The sequence below is a fragment of the Sediminibacterium soli genome (assembly GCF_009939225.1).
GTDB classification, from domain to species: Bacteria; Bacteroidota; Bacteroidia; order Chitinophagales; family Chitinophagaceae; genus Sediminibacterium; species Sediminibacterium soli.
The window spans coordinates 52447-71181 of the sequence record NZ_JAACJR010000006.1 but is presented as its reverse complement, the minus strand read 5'-3'; the positions used below and the strand labels follow the sequence as shown (position 1 = coordinate 71181).

General features: G+C 50.5%; 16 protein-coding genes and 1 pseudogene. 13 read left to right on the top strand and 4 right to left on the bottom strand.

The genetic code is table 11. The annotated features are described in order from the left end of the window. Positions 1–55: 55 nt before the first annotated feature. From metK to GWC94_RS04235, 3 genes are read right to left on the bottom strand one after another with little or no spacing between them, the layout of a single operon-like run. Entirely contained in the window at positions 56–1309 is a 1254-nt protein-coding gene (gene metK, locus GWC94_RS04245) for a methionine adenosyltransferase (RefSeq protein ID WP_161833785.1), read from the bottom strand. 60 nt (positions 1310–1369) lie between these two features. Then, positions 1370–2854: a DUF4270 family protein gene (locus GWC94_RS04240; protein ID WP_161833784.1), complete on the bottom strand. Its 1485-nt coding sequence runs from the start codon at positions 2852–2854 to the stop codon at positions 1370–1372. Between the two features lie 13 nt (positions 2855–2867). Continuing rightward, positions 2868–3686 (bottom strand): glycogen/starch synthase, encoded by an 819-nt coding sequence (locus tag GWC94_RS04235; protein ID WP_161833783.1) that lies wholly within the window; start codon positions 3684–3686, stop codon positions 2868–2870. 105 nt (positions 3687–3791) lie between these two features. Here GWC94_RS04235 and panC point away from each other — a divergent pair, with 105 nt between their 5' ends. The 11 genes and pseudogenes from panC (at position 3792) to GWC94_RS04180 (ending at position 15630) form a co-directional block, all read left to right on the top strand. After that, entirely contained in the window at positions 3792–4646 is an 855-nt protein-coding gene (panC, locus tag GWC94_RS04230) for a pantoate--beta-alanine ligase (RefSeq protein WP_161833782.1), read from the top strand. Between the two features lie 33 nt (positions 4647–4679). Further along, the gene (locus tag GWC94_RS04225; protein WP_161833781.1) at positions 4680–5693 is read left to right on the top strand and encodes a lysylphosphatidylglycerol synthase transmembrane domain-containing protein; all 1014 of its coding nucleotides are present in this window, start codon (positions 4680–4682) and stop codon (positions 5691–5693) included. Next, positions 5680–6177 (top strand): D-glycero-beta-D-manno-heptose 1-phosphate adenylyltransferase, encoded by a 498-nt coding sequence (gene rfaE2 / locus GWC94_RS04220; protein WP_161833780.1) that lies wholly within the window; start codon positions 5680–5682, stop codon positions 6175–6177. The genes GWC94_RS04225 and rfaE2 overlap by 14 nt, the downstream gene beginning before the upstream one ends. A gap of 123 nt (positions 6178–6300) precedes the next feature. Further along, positions 6301–8391, top strand: a complete 2091-nt coding sequence (ppk1, locus tag GWC94_RS04215; RefSeq protein WP_161833779.1) for a polyphosphate kinase 1 — start codon at positions 6301–6303, stop codon at positions 8389–8391. Further along, on the top strand, positions 8372–9268 hold the full coding sequence (locus tag GWC94_RS04210) for a Ppx/GppA phosphatase family protein (protein WP_161833778.1): 897 nt from the start codon (positions 8372–8374) through the stop codon (positions 9266–9268). Before ppk1 ends, GWC94_RS04210 begins: the two co-directional genes overlap by 20 nt. A gap of 184 nt (positions 9269–9452) precedes the next feature. Further along, positions 9453–9746 (top strand): annotated as a pseudogene (locus tag GWC94_RS04205) (four helix bundle protein); the annotation flags it as partial. Between the two features lie 38 nt (positions 9747–9784). Next, positions 9785–10600 carry a 3-methyl-2-oxobutanoate hydroxymethyltransferase gene (panB, locus tag GWC94_RS04200; protein WP_161833777.1) on the top strand — a complete coding sequence of 272 codons (816 nt, stop codon included), beginning with the start codon at positions 9785–9787 and terminating at the stop codon, positions 10598–10600. A gap of 201 nt (positions 10601–10801) precedes the next feature. Beyond that, the gene (locus GWC94_RS04195) at positions 10802–11896 is read left to right on the top strand and encodes a sensor histidine kinase (protein WP_161833776.1); all 1095 of its coding nucleotides are present in this window, start codon (positions 10802–10804) and stop codon (positions 11894–11896) included. Positions 11897–11898: 2 nt separating this feature from the next. Beyond that, positions 11899–12597: a LytR/AlgR family response regulator transcription factor gene (locus tag GWC94_RS04190; RefSeq protein WP_161833775.1), complete on the top strand. Its 699-nt coding sequence runs from the start codon at positions 11899–11901 to the stop codon at positions 12595–12597. A gap of 241 nt (positions 12598–12838) precedes the next feature. Next, positions 12839–14362 (top strand): L-piperidine-6-carboxylate dehydrogenase, encoded by a 1524-nt coding sequence (gene amaB, locus GWC94_RS04185; RefSeq protein ID WP_161833774.1) that lies wholly within the window; start codon positions 12839–12841, stop codon positions 14360–14362. 98 nt (positions 14363–14460) lie between these two features. Further along, positions 14461–15630, top strand: a complete 1170-nt coding sequence (locus GWC94_RS04180) for an MFS transporter (RefSeq protein WP_161833773.1) — start codon at positions 14461–14463, stop codon at positions 15628–15630. Positions 15631–15674: 44 nt separating this feature from the next. On the opposite strand, the gene GWC94_RS04175 is transcribed toward GWC94_RS04180, so the two are convergent. Then, on the bottom strand, positions 15675–16166 hold the full coding sequence (locus GWC94_RS04175; RefSeq protein WP_161833772.1) for a CHRD domain-containing protein: 492 nt from the start codon (positions 16164–16166) through the stop codon (positions 15675–15677). Between the two features lie 356 nt (positions 16167–16522). On the opposite strand from GWC94_RS04175, the gene GWC94_RS04170 reads away from it, so the two are divergent. Together GWC94_RS04170 and GWC94_RS04165 are read left to right on the top strand one after the other, a co-directional pair. Next, a complete protein-coding gene (locus GWC94_RS04170; protein ID WP_235918455.1) occupies positions 16523–18229 on the top strand; it encodes a S8 family peptidase in 1707 nt (568 codons plus the stop codon). Then, the gene (locus GWC94_RS04165; RefSeq protein WP_161833771.1) at positions 18229–18735 is read left to right on the top strand and encodes a DinB family protein; all 507 of its coding nucleotides are present in this window, start codon (positions 18229–18231) and stop codon (positions 18733–18735) included. Before GWC94_RS04170 ends, GWC94_RS04165 begins: the two co-directional genes overlap by 1 nt.

Sequence of the window (18735 nt, the reverse complement as noted above, 5' to 3'; positions counted from 1 at the left end):
AAAATAAAAAACCTCTGCCTTGTAAAGCAGAGGTTTCCGTTCCTATTCATTAGAACTATTTCAGTCCGAAAGCTTTTTTCACTTTCGCAACATAGTCAAGTTTTTCCCAGGTAAACAGTTCCACTTTTACTTTTTTCACTTTACCGTCGGGTGATGTAAACTCTTTGGTCACCACTTCGTTCTTACGGCCCATATGACCGTAAGCAGCCGTTTCGCTGTAGATGGGCGTACGCAGTTTCAGACGCTGCTCGATAAAATAAGGACGCATATCGAATACCCCTTCCACGATCTTACCGATCTGTCCGTCTGTCAGCTGCACTTTCGCAGTGCCGAATGTATTTACGCTGATGGAAGTGGGCTGTGCCACACCGATGGCATAGGAAACCTGTACCAGCACTTCGCTGGCAACGCCGGCAGCCACCAGGTTCTTAGCGATATGACGGGTTGCATAGGCTGCAGAACGGTCTACCTTGCTGGGATCTTTTCCGCTGAATGCGCCGCCACCATGCGCGCCTTTACCGCCATAGGTATCCACGATGATCTTACGGCCTGTCAGACCGGTATCGCCGTGCGGTCCGCCGATCACGAACTTGCCGGTTGGGTTGATATGGTATTTGATCTTATCGTTGAACAGTTTTGCGTATTTCTTGTATTTGGCTTTTACGCGGGGGATCAGGATCTTAACGATATCGTCTTTGATCTTAGCCAGCATTTTCGCTTCTGTGTCAAAATCATCGTGCTGCGTGGATACCACGATCGCATCGATGCGGACAGGCTGGTTGTTATCGTCGTACTCAAGCGTAACCTGACTTTTTGCATCGGGGCGCAGGTATTTGATCTGTTTGTTCTCTCTTCTCAGCGCGGCCAGTTCGATCAGGATCTTATGTGCCAGGTCGAGTGCCAGCGGCATATAGTCTTCGGTTTCATTGGAAGCATAACCGAACATCATGCCCTGGTCGCCTGCGCCCTGCTCTTCTTTTTTCTTGCGGTCAACACCCTGGTTGATATCGGAAGACTGCTCATGAATGGCAGAGAAAATGCCGCAGCTGTTGGCTTCGAACATATACTCGCTCTTGGTATAACCGATTTTACGGATCACACCGCGTGCGATTTCCTGTACATCGAGATAGGCTTTCGACTTTACTTCTCCTGCAAGCACTACCTGTCCGGTGGTTACCAGTGTTTCACAGGCCACTTTGGACTGGGCATCAAATGCAAGGAAATTGTCGATCAACGCATCGGATATCTGGTCGGCCACTTTATCGGGATGTCCTTCAGATACGCTCTCGGAAGTAAACAGGTAAGGCATATATGTTTTGTTTTAATGGGTGCAAATATAAAGCAAATGACAATCGCTATCGTCAAAGCGTCAGATACGGGAGAAAATCACCCGTAAACGCATCCTGAACCGGGAATGCGTACCCCCGCCGAGACGAACACGTCCGATGCCCGCATCGTTGGCAAGCGTGGGCGTGATATAGGATGTCAGCGGCATCGTTAGATCGGGATATGGCGTTTTGTACAGCAGCGAATCATTGGTGGGCGCCGACAGCCGCAGGGTAAATGCCGTGTCCTTTCGGGTAACAATACCCTGCACATAACGGGTCAGCGAGAAAGTATAGGCAGAAATCTTGTCGTACCCGGTAGCGGCTTTGGAGGTAACAAAACCACCGAAATCCGTCATATTCGGACCATTGGAGCTCAGTATATAGTCGTTGGTGATGTTGCGTTTCACTTTTTTTACAGAGTCGTATACACTCAGCAAAAGGTAGCGCGGGGGCAGCATCTGTTTTTCGATGGTCTGCAGGTTGGCATCATCGGGCACCTGCTCCGCTATCAGTTCGGCGCGGTGAACAATACGGTTGGAGAGACTTGCCAAACCCGGTACCCTGATGCGCACATAGGTACCCGGACTGGTTTGCACATACACCAGCGAATCGGGCCGGGAGGTAGTGGTCAGGTGCTGGGCCGCCTCGCTTCCGCTTCTGTCCCGAACAACAAAATTGGCAAACCCGCCCGTGGAACTGCTGAATTTGAAATAGGTTACCGAAGTGTCTCTCCGGGTTGCGCCGGTAGAACTTGAACTGTAATACAGGGCAAACTTGGTATTCGTATCGGCGAGGCTGATCTTTACCAGTGCATTGGCCGGCGTACCGGCATCGGTGGTCAGTGCAAAGCCCGCAAAATAAGTGCGGAAAGCAGAGTCGCTGCGGTAAGCGTTCGTGGAATCGTAGTCCTTGATGAAACGCTTCGCAATATTCGCGTTCATCTTTATCCTGATCTGGTTCTTTGCATTCTCGAACCGGTTGTTCACCGAATCGGGAATACGTCTGATATCAAGCGCCAGAGGCGGAGCCATTGCAGCAGCGGTGGTTACGGGCGTTACACCCGGGTATTCCGCGGGGTAAGCCCTGTTCAGGATCAGACGTGTACTCTGGCTGATCTCGGAAACGGTAAGACGCAGCGGCTGCATCGAGTCTCCGTACAAACCCGAATAACCCAGGATCAGCACCGCAGAGTCAACCACGATACTGTCTTTATGACCCGGAATATAAAACGGATAGGCCGCGGGCTTCAGCTCAAAAAACATCGATGCGCGGCTCTTGCCAAACAGGGGATCGTTGCTGATGGTGCCGAATACGGCATTATCGGAGGAATAGATCCTTGTGGTATCGGTAGATTCAAACGAATCGGTGATCACATCCAGCAGGGTATCTTTGGTGAACACCCCGTCGATGGGTGGTATCAGGTCGCGCCCCAGTTCGGTGGAACTGATACGCGTACATGCAGAAAGAAACGCAGCGGAAACAATAAAAGCAATCAGTGTGTTGCGCAGTGTAATAAGGGAATGCATGTGTATCAGTAAGTTACTTGCCCGCAAGGTCGTTGTACAATTCTAAATACTCTGTTAAATCGGAATCCCATCCTTTGAAAGGAACCACCTTCTTTCCTTTCACTTTGGCGAACTCCTCCACCAGTTTTTTATCCACTTTGTCGGCGCCGAACGTAATGGCATCCGCATAAGCAGCCCCGCCCCTGAATAGTGCGGTATTACTGGCTTCTTTGAAAACCTCGAGATCCTTTTCCTTGATATTGGCGTTGATAATCGCTTTCTGTATAAAATCGGCGCCCAGTTTGTCCTTGAACGTATTCTGGCCGATGGTGAAGATCACTTTGCTGTTGCTGAATACGGGCTCTTTTTTATAGGCTGTCTTGATATACGCAGGTATAAGACCTGTCATCCAGCCGCTGCAATGGATAATATCCGGCGGCCAGCCGAATTTCTTAACGGTTTCCAGCGCGCCCTTGCAGAAAAAGATGGTACGGAGCATATTGTCCTCGAACCATTTCTCCTCTTCATCGTGAAATATCTGCTTGCGTTTGAAAAAATCTTCGTTCTCGAGAAAATATACCTGCAGCCTGGCATTGGGCAGGGAAGCCACTTTGATCTGTAAAGGGTAATCATCGTTGTCTACCGTGACATTGATACCCGAAAGACGCACCACTTCATGCAAACGGTGCCTGCGCTCATTGATCACACCGAAACGGGGCATGATGCACCTTACTTCCAACCCGCTATCATTGCTCTTAATAGCCAGCCGGTTGATCACCTCTGCAAACTCGGTCAGTTCCAGGTAAGGCGACATTTCAGTAGCAATGAATAAAATCCTTTTCTTTGTTGACATCAGCGCATGAATTTTAATACGATGCTCTAAAAAGAGTTGGCGAAGGTACATAAAAAGCGCTGAAAAGCAATAACTAACGGGCTCTGCCCCATTTAACCCGATCCGATGATCCTGTTCAAAAAAGCGGATGAGCTTACTAAATACCTGAGAACCAAATCTGAAAACGGACTGTCGATCGGCTTTGTGCCTACCATGGGCGCCCTGCATGAAGGCCATATCCAATTGATCCGCGCCTGCAAATCGGGCGCAGCCCTTTGCGTGGCCAGTATTTTTGTCAACCCCACGCAATTCAACGACCCGCAGGATTTTGCCAAATACCCGGTAACCCTCGATACGGATCTGCTGGCACTTGAACAAGCGGGTTGCGATATCCTGTTCCTGCCCGGTGTGGCAGAGATCTATTCCGAAGGAACAGACCGGCTGCCGGTATACGATCTGGGTTATCTCGAAACCATACTCGAAGGGTTTCACAGACCCGGGCATTTCCAGGGCGTATGCCAGGTAATGGACAGGTTGCTCGGTATTGTCATGCCCGATCAACTGTTCATGGGCAAAAAGGATTACCAGCAATGCATGGTGGTAAAACGACTGATCATGCTGAAGCACTGGCCTATTTCACTGTTGCCGGTACCCACCGTGCGGGAAGCTTCCGGACTGGCGATGAGCAGCCGCAACAAACGCCTGAACGAGATGCAGAAGCAGCAGGCCGCTGCACTTTATACCACCCTTACCCAAATAGGGCAGTCTATTCAACCCGGCAACCTGTCGCAATTAACCGCAACCGCCACGCAGGCCATTCTGCAGGCAGGCTTCGACAAGGTGGATTATATAGCCCTCTGCGATGCTGATACCTTAACGCCTGTAACCAACTGGGATGGCCATCGTTCACTGGTAGCACTGGTTGCAGCCTTTATCGGAGGGGTCAGGCTGATCGATAATATGCCGCTGCCCGGTGCTTGATTTGTTTGCGTAACTTGCATGCATAGACGGGCTATGAAAAAACGGATCGTTCCCTTATTAAAATACCTGATATTCCTGGGCATTGGTGTGTTTCTGATATGGTGGAGCCTTCACCATATTCCCAAAGAGAAATGGGGGGAGTTCAAACGCTCGTTGCAGACAGCCAATTATTACCTTATCATACCCGTGTTCCTGATTCTTTCCGCGAGCCATATGGTTCGTGCGCTGCGATGGAAAGTGCTGATGCAGCCGATGGGTTACCATCCGCGGATATCCAACACTTTCTTTGCGGTAATGATCGGTTATCTCGCCAACCTGGCCGTACCCCGGCTGGGTGAAGTGCTGAAATGCACCATTCTTGCGCGTTATGAAAAAGTGCCGGCAGAAAAACTGGTGGGCACCATCGTTGCCGAAAGAGCTGTGGATGTATTGTCGCTTGCCATCATCTTCCTGCTGGCCATGATCACGCAGTACGATGTGGTGGGCGAATACGGTTCGCAGCTGCTGAAACAGCTCTTCGAGAACAGCACCGGCCATTTTTCCTGGATACGTGTGGCCGTGGTGATCGGTATCCTGGCGGCCATCGTGGTGGCGATAAGGATATGGTTCCGCCAGTTCTCGCACCTGCAGGTGGTGATACTCGCAAAAAAAATATTAAAGGGCATCTGGGAAGGGCTGCTCAGCATCCGCAACCTGCAGCGCAAATGGGCGTTCCTGGCATACACCGCCACCATCTGGATACTGTACATCGGCGGCACCTGGATCGGGTTTATGGCAACAGAAGGCACTACCGGCCTCGGTATGCAGCACGCATTATCGGCGCTGGCCTTTGCCAGCATCGGCATGATCATCACACCCGGCGGCATCGGGGCCTATGCGTATTTTATCGCCGCGGTGCTTGAGAAAAACAATATCCCCTTCGAGATAGGTTTTGCCAACGGCACATTGCAATGGTTTGCACAGTTCATCATCGTATTGCTGGTAGGGTCTCTGTGCCTGATCCTGCTGCCGCTTTACAACAAAAAGAAAACACATGAAAGCAGTTGAATCGATAGAGAAAAAGATCCTTGCGCTACCCGACCTGCTGCGACTGGTGGCCGGCTGGCGTTTACTGGGCAAGCGTATCGCCTTCAGCAACGGCTGTTTTGACATACTGCACGAGGGGCATATCTTCTCTCTCTCGCAGGCAGCCAAAGAAGCCGATTACCTGGTGGTGGGTTTGAACAGCGACAGCAGCACCCGCCAGCTCAAGGGAGCGGGCCGCCCGGTTAACCACGAGAAAAGCCGCGCACTTGTTCTCGCTTCCCTGGTAATGGTGGATGCCGTGGTACTATTTGAAGAAGATACGCCTTTGCATCTTATTCAATCGCTCCTGCCCGATGTACTTGTAAAAGGCGGCGATTATACCGTTGAACAGATCGCCGGTTCAAAAGAAGTGCTTGCCAACGGCGGCCGCGTGGTGATCAACCCCATTGTGGAAGGTTTCTCCACCACGGGTATCATCCAGCACATCAAATCGTCGTATTCCTGATACCGCATACCTATTGCCGCGCACGAAAACTTAACATATATGCGTAACGGCCTGTTTTATATTTGATCCATTCGCCCGGCAGTAAGGGGTTGCGGGCATTTCATCAAAACGTATGGCTTTCCTATGAAGAAATTCCTGATTCAACGCGATATTAGCTGGCTAAGTTTCAATGGCAGGGTTTTACAGGAAGCCAACGATCCTTCTGTTCCCCTGAAAGAACGGATCCGCTTTCTCGGCATTTTCTCCAATAACCTCGATGAGTTTTTCCGTGTACGCGTAGCCACACTTAAACGAATGGTGGAACTCGTGGGCAAACGGAAAAAACTGAATATGCATCTCGAGGAAGATCCGCAATCCATCCTGGACCAGATACAGGTGGTTGTACTGCAGCAGCAGAACGAGTTTAACCGTATCTGGCAGAACATCCTGCGCGAGCTGAAGAGAGAGAATATCTTACTGGTGGATGAAAAAAGCCTCAACAGGGAACAACAGGTATTTGTCAGGAAATATTTCGACGACGAAGTCCGCTCCAACATCATCCCGCTGATGATAGAGTCGCTGCCACAGCTCCCCTATCTGCGCGACAAGAGTATTTATCTGGGAGTGGTGATGCGCAAAAACAGTTCGGCCTATCACCAGAAATATGCGCTGATCGAGATCCCCGCCAGGGCCGTGGGCAGGTTTATTCAGCTGCCTTCCAAACCCGGTGTGCAGAGCATCATACTGCTCGAAGACCTGGTGCGCTTCAACCTGCCGAATATCTTTTCGTATTTCGACTACGATATTTTCGACGCGCATATTTTTAAAGTCACCAAGGACGCCGAAATAGACATAGACAACGACGTCAGCACCAGCTTTGTGGAGAAGATCGAAAAAGGATTGAAGAACCGCCGCAAGGGCAAGCCCGTGCGTTTTGTATACGACAAGGAAATGGATGCCGGCTTGCTGGAATACCTGATCCGCAGGCTGAACCTGAACCGCAAAAGCAATATCATACCCGGCGGACGCATCCATAATTTCAGGCATTTCATGGATTTCCCCGATGTATTTGCCACCAAAAGCACGCGCCGTCCTTCGTTTACCCACCGCGACCTCAAAAGTTCGATGCGCGTAACCGATGTGATCGTGAAGAAGGATGTGATGCTTCATTTTCCCTACCATTCGTTTGACGCGCTTATCGACCTGCTGCGAGAAGCGGCCATGGATCCCGATGTAACCTCGATCAAGATCACGGCTTACCGGCTGGCCTCCAATTCCAAGATCATCAACGCGCTCATCAATGCGGCAAGGAATGGCAAGGAAGTTGTGGTAATGCTTGAGGTGAAAGCCAGGTTCGACGAGGAAGCCAACCTGGAATGGAAAACAGTGCTGGAAGAAGAAGGCGTAAAAGTGCTGCTTGGCCCCGACCGTATGAAGGTGCATGCCAAACTGTGCATCATCAAAAAACGCAAAGGCACCAAGACCATCCAGTACGGCTTTGTAAGCACCGGCAACCTGAACGAAAAAACCGCAAGGGTATACGGCGATCATTGCCTGCTAACCGCCAACCGGAATGTAATGGCCGATATCAACCGTATTTTCCGCTACCTCGAGAACCTGCAAACAGGGGTGCAGCACCTGCGCGCCTGCAAAACACTGCTGGTTTGTCCGGTCTCCATGCGCAAACAGCTGATAACGCTGATCGACCGGGAGATCAAATTTGCCCGGGCCGGCAAACCGGCTGCCATCATCCTGAAAGTGAATTCGCTGAGCGATGCCATACTGATCAGGAAACTGGATGAAGCGGCCATTGCGGGCGTGGAGGTTCAGATGATCGTGCGCGGTATATTCTGCGCAATGATCTATGGCAAAAAAGTAAAAGCACATATGAGCGCCATCAGCATTGTAGACGAATACCTGGAACATGCGAGGGTGATGATCTTCCATAACCTGGGCAAGGAAAAGATCTATATCTCGAGCGCTGACTGGATGGTGCGCAACCTGGATCATCGTGTGGAAGCGGCGATACCGGTTATAAATGCCGAAATAGGCCAGGAACTCAGGGAGATTATCCACATTCAATTAAGAGACAATGTGAAAGCCAGGATACTCGACAATGAGTTATCCAACAACTATGTACCTTCCACGGGTAAAAAGAAGATACGTTCACAGATAGAGACCTACCAGTACCTGTTCAAGAAAAACAACGAGCCAAGTGAGGTTAGCAGCCATTGATATAGGAAGTAATGCAGCGAGGTTGCTGATCGTGGATGTAACGCATGACAAGGAAGGCAGGCCGCAGTTCAACAAACTCAACCTGGTGCGCGTTCCGCTGCGTTTGGGTTTTGACGTTTTCGATAAAGGCGAGATCTCCAAGGAAAAAAGAGGTATGGTGCTGCAGACCATGAAAGCCTATGGCCACCTCATCAACGCATACGGCGTAAAAAATGTGATAGCCTGCGCCACCAGCGCCATGCGTGATGCAGGCAACAGCGCCGATCTTATCCGCAAAATAAAACTCGAAACCGGTCTCGAGATCGAAGTCATCAGCGGCGACCTCGAAGCATCGATCATTTACGAAAACCATGTGGCCGAAAACATGGACACCGACCACAGCTACCTGTATATCGATGTGGGCGGCGGCAGCACCGAGCTCACTTTTTTTGCCGACAACAAACTCGTGTTCAAAAAATCTTTCAATATCGGCACCATCCGTTTGCTGAAGGATATGGTGGACGATGACAAATGGAACGATGTAAAGGACTATGTCAAGGCAAAAACAAAGGGTTACAAAAAAGTGACAGCCATCGGCACCGGTGGCAACATCAATAAAATATTCTCGCTCAGCAAGAAAAAGGACGGCAAACCGCTTTCGCTGGAACTGCTGAAAGACTATTACAAGGAGATCTCGAGTTTTTCGCTCGAAGACCGCATGAACATTTACAAACTCCGCGAAGACCGGGCCGATGTGATCGTTCCCGCCCTGCAGATCTACATCAACACCATGCGCTGGGCCGATGCCGAAGAAATCTACGTCCCCAAAATCGGCCTCGCCGACGGCCTCGTGCAACATTTGTATTACGAACTGGAAGGAAAAGGAATCACATCGTAATTGGGAATTTTGGAATTGGGGATTGGGGAATTGGAGACCGACCTGACTATTCAGTATAAATACCTGAAATTTTATATGACGATTGATTGAAATTGCATAGAAATTCCCGTTATGACTGAGCAGGAATTGAAAGACAGAACGAGAATGTTCTCCATAGAAATATTGCAACTGGTCGACAGTCGACACGTTGCCACATACCCGAAGCGCTTCGATCATCTCTCATCAATTAGGCCGATCGGCGAGTTCCGTTGCAGCAAATTACCGCGCGGCATGTCGTTCAAGAAGTCACTCGGAGTTTATTTCAAAAATCGCTATCGTGGAAGAGGAAGCCGATGAAAGTTGCTTCTGGTTAAGTATCATCCCCGAAACCCAGACAGGATTCCGGGAAAAAGTGGAACCTTTGCTAAAGGAGGCAAAACAATTAACTGCTATTTTTACGGCGTCAACAAAAACCGCAAAGAGCAACCGTTCAAAATAAATCCCCGATTTCCCAATCCCCAATTCCAAAATCTCCATATGCCAACCCACTCAGAACCCAAAAAAATCACCACCCATACGCTGGCTAAAATGAAAGCTTCGGGTGAGAAGATATCGATGATCACGGCGTATGATTTTTCGTTTGCGCGGCTGTTTGATGCGGCGGGTATCGATGTGGTGCTGGTGGGCGACAGCGCCAGCAATGTGATGGCGGGATACGAGACCACCGTGCCCATTACGCTGGAGCAGATGATCTATCACGGGCAATGCGTGGTGCGCGGCATTCATCGCAGCCTGGTAGTGGTGGATATGCCTTTTGGCTCTTACCAGTCCAACTCGGATATAGCGCTGGCTTCCGCCATCCGGATCATGAAGGAAACAGGCGCCCATTCCATTAAACTCGAGGGCGGCGCGGAAGTGGTGGACAGTATACAGAAGATTGTTTCGGCAGGCATACCGGTAATGGGGCATCTCGGGCTAACGCCGCAGTCTATCTACAAATTCGGCACCTATACCGTAAGAGCCAAAGAGGAGACGGAAGCCGACAAACTCCGGGCCGATGCGTTGCTGCTGCAGCAGGCCGGCTGCTTTGCGATCGTATTCGAAAAAATACCGGCCGCACTGGCAAAAGAGGTCAGTGAAAGTCTGTCGATACCCACCATCGGCATCGGCGCGGGCAACGACTGCGACGGACAGGTGCTCGTGATGCACGATATGCTGGGCATCAACAACGAATTCAAACCGCGGTTCCTTCGGCAGTATGCCAATCTGCAGGATACGATCGACAACGCGGTAAGACAATACATCCGTGATGTTAAATCAAAAGATTTTCCTTCTGAAAAAGAATCTTATTAAGCATTCACCGATAAGTGCGCTGTTTTCCCCGGTATCCGGGAAACAGATGCCGAAGGCTGAATAGATTTGGGTTGTCTGCACTGTATGAGAGCCGGTTATTTGCCTGTCAAGACCCGGCAACTACCTGAACACGCAGGTTTGTCCGTTTAAAAGACAAAGCATATCTTAAGTTTTTAAAGAACCCGACTTCAACCCCATACCTTGCCTACCACTAATCGAACCGCACTAACCGTTATCGCACATATTGCCGCATGGGTGGGTTTCTTTACTCTTCCGTATCTCGTATTCTTTCCGCGGTTGCGCGAATTCAATATCAGCAATCACCAGCTGGCGGCCATCGTATGCAATAATGTGTTTCTTGTGTTTTTCTATTACCTGAATACGCTGTTTCTGATACCGCGTTTTCTGGTAAAGGAAAAATGGTGGTGGTATGTGATATCCATTGCAGCATCGCTGGTGATCTTCTTATACGTTCCCAAACAGATAGCGCTGCAGATCGCCGAGCCCGATGTGTTCAACCCGAACAACCGCGAGTTTATCCGCAACCCCGCGTTCCAGGGAAAGCCGCGCTTTCCGGGTATGATGACGAGAAGAACCCGCCCTGTTGCCGATCCGTACAACACCTTCCTGTTCCTGCTCGTATTTACCGTGGGCACCTGCGCCTCTATGATCCAGCGCTGGCTGCGTACCGAACAGACGCGGAAAGAAACCGAAAACGAAAAACTCAACACCGAACTGTCCTTCCTGAAGCAGCAGGTAAACCCGCATTTCTTCTTCAACACGCTCAACAATATTTATTCGCTTGCCGTGGTGCGCAGCGAAAAAACGGCGCCTGCGGTGATGAAACTGTCTTCGATCATGCGTTACATACTGACCGAAACGCAGCGCGACCTGGTGCCTTTGCGCAACGAGGTGGATTTTATCCATAATTTCATCGAACTGCAGCAGGTACGACTGACCGATAAAGTACAGGTGCGTTTTTCTGCAGACGGAGACATCGATACCTTACTGATTGCACCGTTGCTGTTTATTCCCTTTGTGGAAAACGCATTCAAATACGGGGTAAGCACCAAGGAGGCATCGCAGATACAGTTCACTCTCTGGACCAGGGATAACAAAGTATACTTTACTTCTTCTAACTTTATCGTATCAACCGATAATTCGCTGCTGGAAAATACGGGTATCGGCATCACCAATGTAAAGCGAAGACTGGAGCTGATGTATCCCGAAAAACACCGCCTGGTAACTGCTGAAAAAGACAACTATTATACCGTTCACCTCGAGATAGAAACGTGATTATGATACATTGTATAGCCATAGACGACGAGCCGCTGGCGCTCCAGCTCATCAACGAGTACTGCAGCAAGATATCCTTTCTGAAACTGGAAAAAGTGTTCACCAACACCGATGAAGCCAGAATGTACCTGCAGGACCATAAGATCGATCTCCTGTTCCTCGATATCCAGATGCCCGATATCAACGGCATGCAGTTCTATAAAGGACTGACGGAAAAACCGCCGGTTATTTTCACCACGGCTTTCAAGGATTTTGCCGTTGAAGGGTTCAGCGTGGATGCCATTGACTACCTGCTGAAACCTTTCGAGTACGACCGTTTTCTCAAAGCCTGTTACAAGGCCAATGAATACATGGAATTCCTGAGCAGCCAGGAAATGCAGCTCAACTCGATCTTCGTAAAAGTGAATTACGAGATAATGAAGATCAACCTGAAAGATATCGAACTGATAGAAGCGCTGGACGATTATATCAAGATCTATATCAAACCCACTCCGGTACTCACGCTGATGACGCTGAAAAGCATTCAGGAAAAGCTGCCTTCCCGCGATTTCGTAAGGGTGCACCGTTCTTTTATCGTGCCGCTGAGCCGGATCGAAAAATTCAGCAAGACCAGGCTCTGGGTGGCCGGAAAAGAGATCCCCATCGGCAGCAGCTACAGCCAGGTGTACGACCAGTTACTGGCGCTTTCAAAGTCGAGATAGGGTCTCCGGGGCAATTTCCCCGATTCAGAAAAGCCCTACGCCTAATTTTTAGGCCACCGGTTACAACAACAAATATCTTCATGCCTGATATTTTTCATACGTGTCAAGCATTGCAATTCAAAAAGTATTGCCGGTTGTTCTCAACGGAGGCAGTACTTTTTTGTTTTAGAACCCCCTTCCCTGCCAGCGTCTGTCGGCAATTGCCCCTATCCCCCCTATCTTTATCCGCAAATTGCAACCCATGGATTTTATCAGGCAACTCGGCATCCGGGAATCGCAGCATGGCGTGTCTACCGGAACGCAATGGCTCGGCAGCAAAGGACCGGTCATCGAATCCTATTCCCCTGTTGACGGCAGCCTGATCGGCGCCGTGGTTTCTGCAGACAAAGCCGCCTATGACACCGTTGTAACCAGGGCGATGGAAGCATTTCCGGTATGGCGTATGTGGCCCGCACCAAAACGCGGGGAGATCGTGCGGCAGGTAGGCGAAGCGCTGCGCCGAAAAAAAGAAGACCTCGGCAGGCTGGTCAGCTATGAAATGGGCAAGAGCCTGCAGGAGGGCCTGGGCGAAGTGCAGGAGATGATCGATATCTGCGATTTTGCGGTTGGATTATCCAGGCAGTTATACGGACTTACCATGCACAGCGAGCGACCGGCGCACCGTATGTACGAACAATGGCATCCGCTGGGCGCGGTGGGCATTATTTCCGCCTTCAACTTCCCCGTGGCGGTATGGAGCTGGAACAGCGCCCTGGCCTGGGTTTGCGGCAATGTAACCATCTGGAAACCGAGCGAAAAAACACCTTTGTGCGGCATCGCCGTACAGCATATCATAGCAGAAGTATTTGCCGCCAACCAGGTACCCGAGGGCGTATGCTGTCTTGTACAGGGTGCACGCGAAACCGGCGAATGGATCAGCCATGATACGCGTATTGCGCTGGTATCGGCAACCGGTTCCACGCGCATGGGTAAGGCGCTGGGAGCAGCCGTGGCAGCGCGTATGGGAAAAAGCATACTGGAACTCGGCGGCAACAACGCCATCATCCTATCGCAGCATGCCGACCTGGACATGGCATTGATCGGCTGCGTATTTGGCGCCGTGGGAACCGCGGGACAGCGCTGTACCACCACGCGCCGACTGGTTATACACGAAGCGGTGTACGAAACATTTAAAGAGCGGCTGGTTAAAGCGTACACACAGCTGCGGATCGGCAACCCGCTGGATACAGCCAACCATGTGGGTCCGCTGATTGATAAAGACGCCGTGCAAAACTATCTTGCCGCCATCGCGCAGTGCCGGCAGCAGGGAGGCCGGTTTGCGGTGGAAGGGAAAGTGCTGGAAGGAAAAGGATATGAAAGCGGCTGTTATGTACAGCCCTGTATTGCGGAGGCAGACAATGAAATGGCCATCGTGCAGCACGAAACCTTTGCACCCATCCTGTACCTGATGCGGTATACCACCATGGAAGAAGCCATTGCGCTCCAGAATGGCGTACCGCAGGGACTGTCTTCCTCCATCATGACACTGAATATGCGCGAGGCAGAACAGTTTCTCTCGCATGCGGGCAGCGACTGCGGTATCGCCAACGTAAACATCGGCACCAGCGGTGCGGAAATAGGCGGCGCCTTCGGTGGTGAAAAAGAAACCGGCGGTGGAAGGGAAAGCGGCAGCGATGCATGGAAAGCCTATATGCGCCGACAGACCAATACAATTAACTGGAGTGACAGACTGCCGCTGGCGCAGGGAATCAGTTTTGATCTGTAGAGATAAAGTTAAATGGCTGCATGGTTGAATGGCTGCCGCCAAAAACAATTTAACCATGCAACCATTCAATCCAATAAAACCTCTTTAACCCATTAACCTTGCCCGCCAGTACCCGCATCCTCCCCACGATCGTCATCGCACAGTTTCTCTGTACATCGGTATGGTTTGCAGGCAATGCAGTGTTGCCGGAACTGTCTGCCCGGCTGCAGCTGCCTGCCGCTTTTCTCTCTTACCTCACCAGTGCGGTGCAGCTTGGGTTTATCAGCGGCACTCTGCTTTTTGCCATACTCGCAGTAGCGGACAGGTTTCTGCCTTCAAGGATTTTTTTCCTGTGTTCGCTGGCAGCAGCGGTCTGTAATATCGCCATCATTCACCGGTCGATGGACGGAACCTGGTTGCTGTTGCTGCGGTACCTCACCGGATTTTTCCTGGCAGGCATCTACCCTGTGGGGATGAAGATCGCCGCCGATCATTACAAAGAAGGACTGGGCAGATCGCTGGGGTTTCTTGTGGGTGCATTGGTACTGGGTACTGCTTTCCCGCATTTGCTGAGAAGTTTTACTGTGACCGTTCCCTGGCAACAGGTGATCGTGTCTATTTCCATTGCCTGTGTGGCAGGAGGGACACTTGTTTTGTACCGGGTTCCGGAAGGGCCCTACCGTAAACAGGGACAGCAACTCAGTTTCGCCGTGGTGTCGCTGATCGGGAAACAGCCCGGTCTGCGTGCCGCCGCATTGGGTTATTTCGGGCATATGTGGGAGCTGTATACGGTATGGGCTTTCCTTCCCCTGATCCTGAAAATGCATTTCGCGGTCATACAGGCAGATCCCGGAAATATTTCGCTGCTGGCCTTCCTGGTAATCGGCATCGGCGGAATCGCCTGCATGACGGGTGGTGTGCTGTCAAAATATTATCCCGCCAAAAACATCGCCACCCTGGCTTTGGCTGTATCGGGCTGCTGCTGCCTGCTCCTGCCTTTATTCATCAGCGCACCTACACCGGTATTGCTTGTTTACCTGCTGGTATGGGGCGCCGCCATCGCAGCGGATTCACCGCTTTTCTCTTCCATCGTTGCGCTGGAAGCGCCCGCCCAGGTAAGGGGGTCGGTGATTACACTGGTTACCAGTATCGGGTTTGCCATCACCATCCTGAGTATACAGTTCATCAACGCGGTGTACCAGCATTCGCAAAGCAGCTATGTATTCATGCTGCTGGCTGCAGGGCCTTTTGCAGGTGTATGGAGCCTGCTGAAAAAGAAGGGCCATTGATCACTCAATGGCCCTGACAACTTTTTTCTAACCAACCCATTCATTTATTGTGCGGTTGCGGTGACCTGTCCGCGGATCTCGCCGGAACTACGCGCCGCCGTTGTGAACATATAATACATTTTTCCTGCCAGCAGGTTGGCTTCCTGTTCTGCATTCAGCGTGGTGGTTGCTGATATGCTTCCTGAAATACCCTGACCGCTGCCGGATACCGACCAGGCAGTGATAGATGCACCTACCTGACCCGAAGCACCCGAAAAAAGACCCGCCGTCAGCGGGGCACCGCTCAGGTTGGTCCAGGTACTGGTATAGGTCATCACTTTTGTTCTTGCATCGTAGGTGCCGCTGAACGTACCCGAACCGTTGCTGTTATTGGCAGGAACTGTCTGGCTTGCGGATGCATTGCCGCTTAAAGAATAGCTAAGCGAAATACCTGCGCTTGCATCGTCTTTCGAACAATTGGAAAACAGGAATACGGTAGCTGCCAACAAGGCAGCAAACAATGTGCTTTTCGTGATCTGGCCAATGACTTGTTTCATAGGAATCTGTTTAGTTATCTTTTTGGATTTATCTACGCAGCTATCGTTAAAAAATCCATGCCATAACATCAGCTCACAGCCCGCAGCCTTCGTATAAATAAGTTTTCTTAGGAAAGAATTAACAGAAGAAGATTTTTTGCGCCACAAACCCTGTGTACCAACAGACCATTTACACAGCCAATCGCTCTGTGCCAATCCGGCCATCTGTGGCAATATCTCTCTGCAACCATCCGTAACATATATAATATACTGATTATCAATTAAATGAATCTCCACTTAACTTTTTCCTAAAACTGATTTTTCTGATTAAATTATCATTATCATTATGCAAATTTGTAGTTAGAATAAATTTACACATGATGCATCGTGGGATTGTACTTGCCGTGGTGGCGTTGCCACTGTTCTCCTTGCGCTCTATTGCACAGTCGGATGTTCCGAAAGACTGGTATCAGCTTGATCCTAAAAAGGATGCGTTTTACGGGATCAGTCTTGATAAAGCCTATTCTTTCCTGAAAGAAAAAAACAAAAACCCCAAACAGGTAATCGTTGCAGTGCTGGATTCAGGCGTAGACACCACACATGAAGACCTCAGGAATATTTTATGGAAGAACCCCAAAGAAATTCCCGGAAACGGCATCGATGACGACCACAACGGTTATATAGACGATGTATATGGCTGGAATTTTCTCGGCGGCAAAGACGGCCGCAACGTGGTAAAGGCTTCCGACGAAAAATCGCGCACCTATTACCGACTGAAAGAAAAATTTGAAGGCAGGGCCATCGACAGCGCAGCACTGTCTGCACAGGAACAGGACGAATACAAATTGTGGAAAGATGTGTCGGCGCAGATGAACGTTAACGCCGACGAACAGATGCAGTTGCTGATGGTGGAGGTAACCGCCAAAGCATTGAAGCGTTACGATAAAATTCTTCGTGCAGAGATGGGTATGGACGAATATACCTGTGAAAAGCTGGAGAAATTTCTGCCCGTGACCAAACCGGGGAAAGAAGCCAAACTGGGCTATCTCTCCTGTATGAAAATGTTCCAGGCAGATGCCGACGAAAAGAACACCAGCATGCTTGCCGATCTCGAAGAGGAAATGGACAAGATGAAATCGGCGCTGGAGGCAAAAACCAATCCGCCTGTTGACTACCGGAAGGATATCATTAAGGACAACTACAATAATTTCTCCGACAGATTTTATGGCAACAACGATGTGATGGGACCCGCCAGCGGCGCCAAGCACGGCACGCATGTATGCGGTTTGATCGGCGCGGAAAGAAACAATGGCATCGGCATCAACGGTGTTGCGGATAATGTAAAGATCATGATGCTGCGCGTGGTACCCGATGGGGATGAGTACGACAAGGACATTGCGCTGGCCATCCGCTACGCGGTAGACAATGGTGCCAAACTGATCAACATGAGCTTTGGCAAATATTTCTCACCCGAAAAAAGATGGGTGGACAGCGCCGTGAAATATGCCGAGCAGCACGATGTACTGATTGTTCATGCTTCGGGTAACGAAAGCAATGATCTCGATACCAAGGAAGGTTACCCCAATCCCTGGCTGCGCCAGTGGAATGCCAGGGCCACCAATTTCATCACCGTTGGCGCAAGCAGCGATCCGAAAATATCGGGCAGCGTTACCGCTTCTTTCAGCAATTACGGCAAGAACAATGTGGATGTGTTTGCACCGGGGGTAAAAATGTATTCCACTTTTCCCGGCACGCACAGTTATGGCAACCTGCAGGGCACCAGTATGGCTTCGCCGGTGGTAACCGGACTGGCGGCGCTGATCAGGTCGTATTATCCGCATCTTACGGCGGCGCAGGTGAAAAAAGTGATCGAAGAATCCGTTTTCAAACCCGGATCAGAAGTGCCGAGCATCAAACCCGGTCCTGATGAACAGGGTTTCCCTTTCAACCAGCTAAGCAAAACCGGCGGTATCATCAATGCCTACCAGGCGGTGGAAGCAGCGGATACCACCAGGATACAGCGCGCAACCGCCACACAGGAACTGATCAGGCAGAACAGCACGGTACAAACAGCCAAACCATAATGTCAAGACCAAAACCAACCGATTTTCCCGAGTATTTCGGAAAATATATCTCCAAAGTGGCGACAGACAGCCTTGCCGAAGCAACCCGTACATATGCCGACGCCCTGGCGGCATTCTATACCGCCATACCCGAAGCAAAAGCCCTGCACCGGTATGCCCCGGATAAATGGACGCTGAAAGAAGTGCTGCAGCACGTGATCGATACCGAGCATGTTATGAGCTACCGCCTGCTGCGTATTGCAAGAAAAGACAAAACGCCCCTGGCTTCTTTTGACGAAAATCTTTTTTCGGAGAACTCACTGGCCAATGAAAGAAGTTTCGATTCGCTCAAGGAAGAGTTCCTGGCGCTGCGCAAATCAACCGACCTGCTGATCGCTTCGCTTAACGAGGAACAACTGGCAGCATCGGGTACCGCCAGCAATAAAGCCATCACGGCCAATTCGCTCGGCTATATCATTTACGGACACCTGCTGCACCACCAGCAAATCATCGAAGAAAGGTATTAG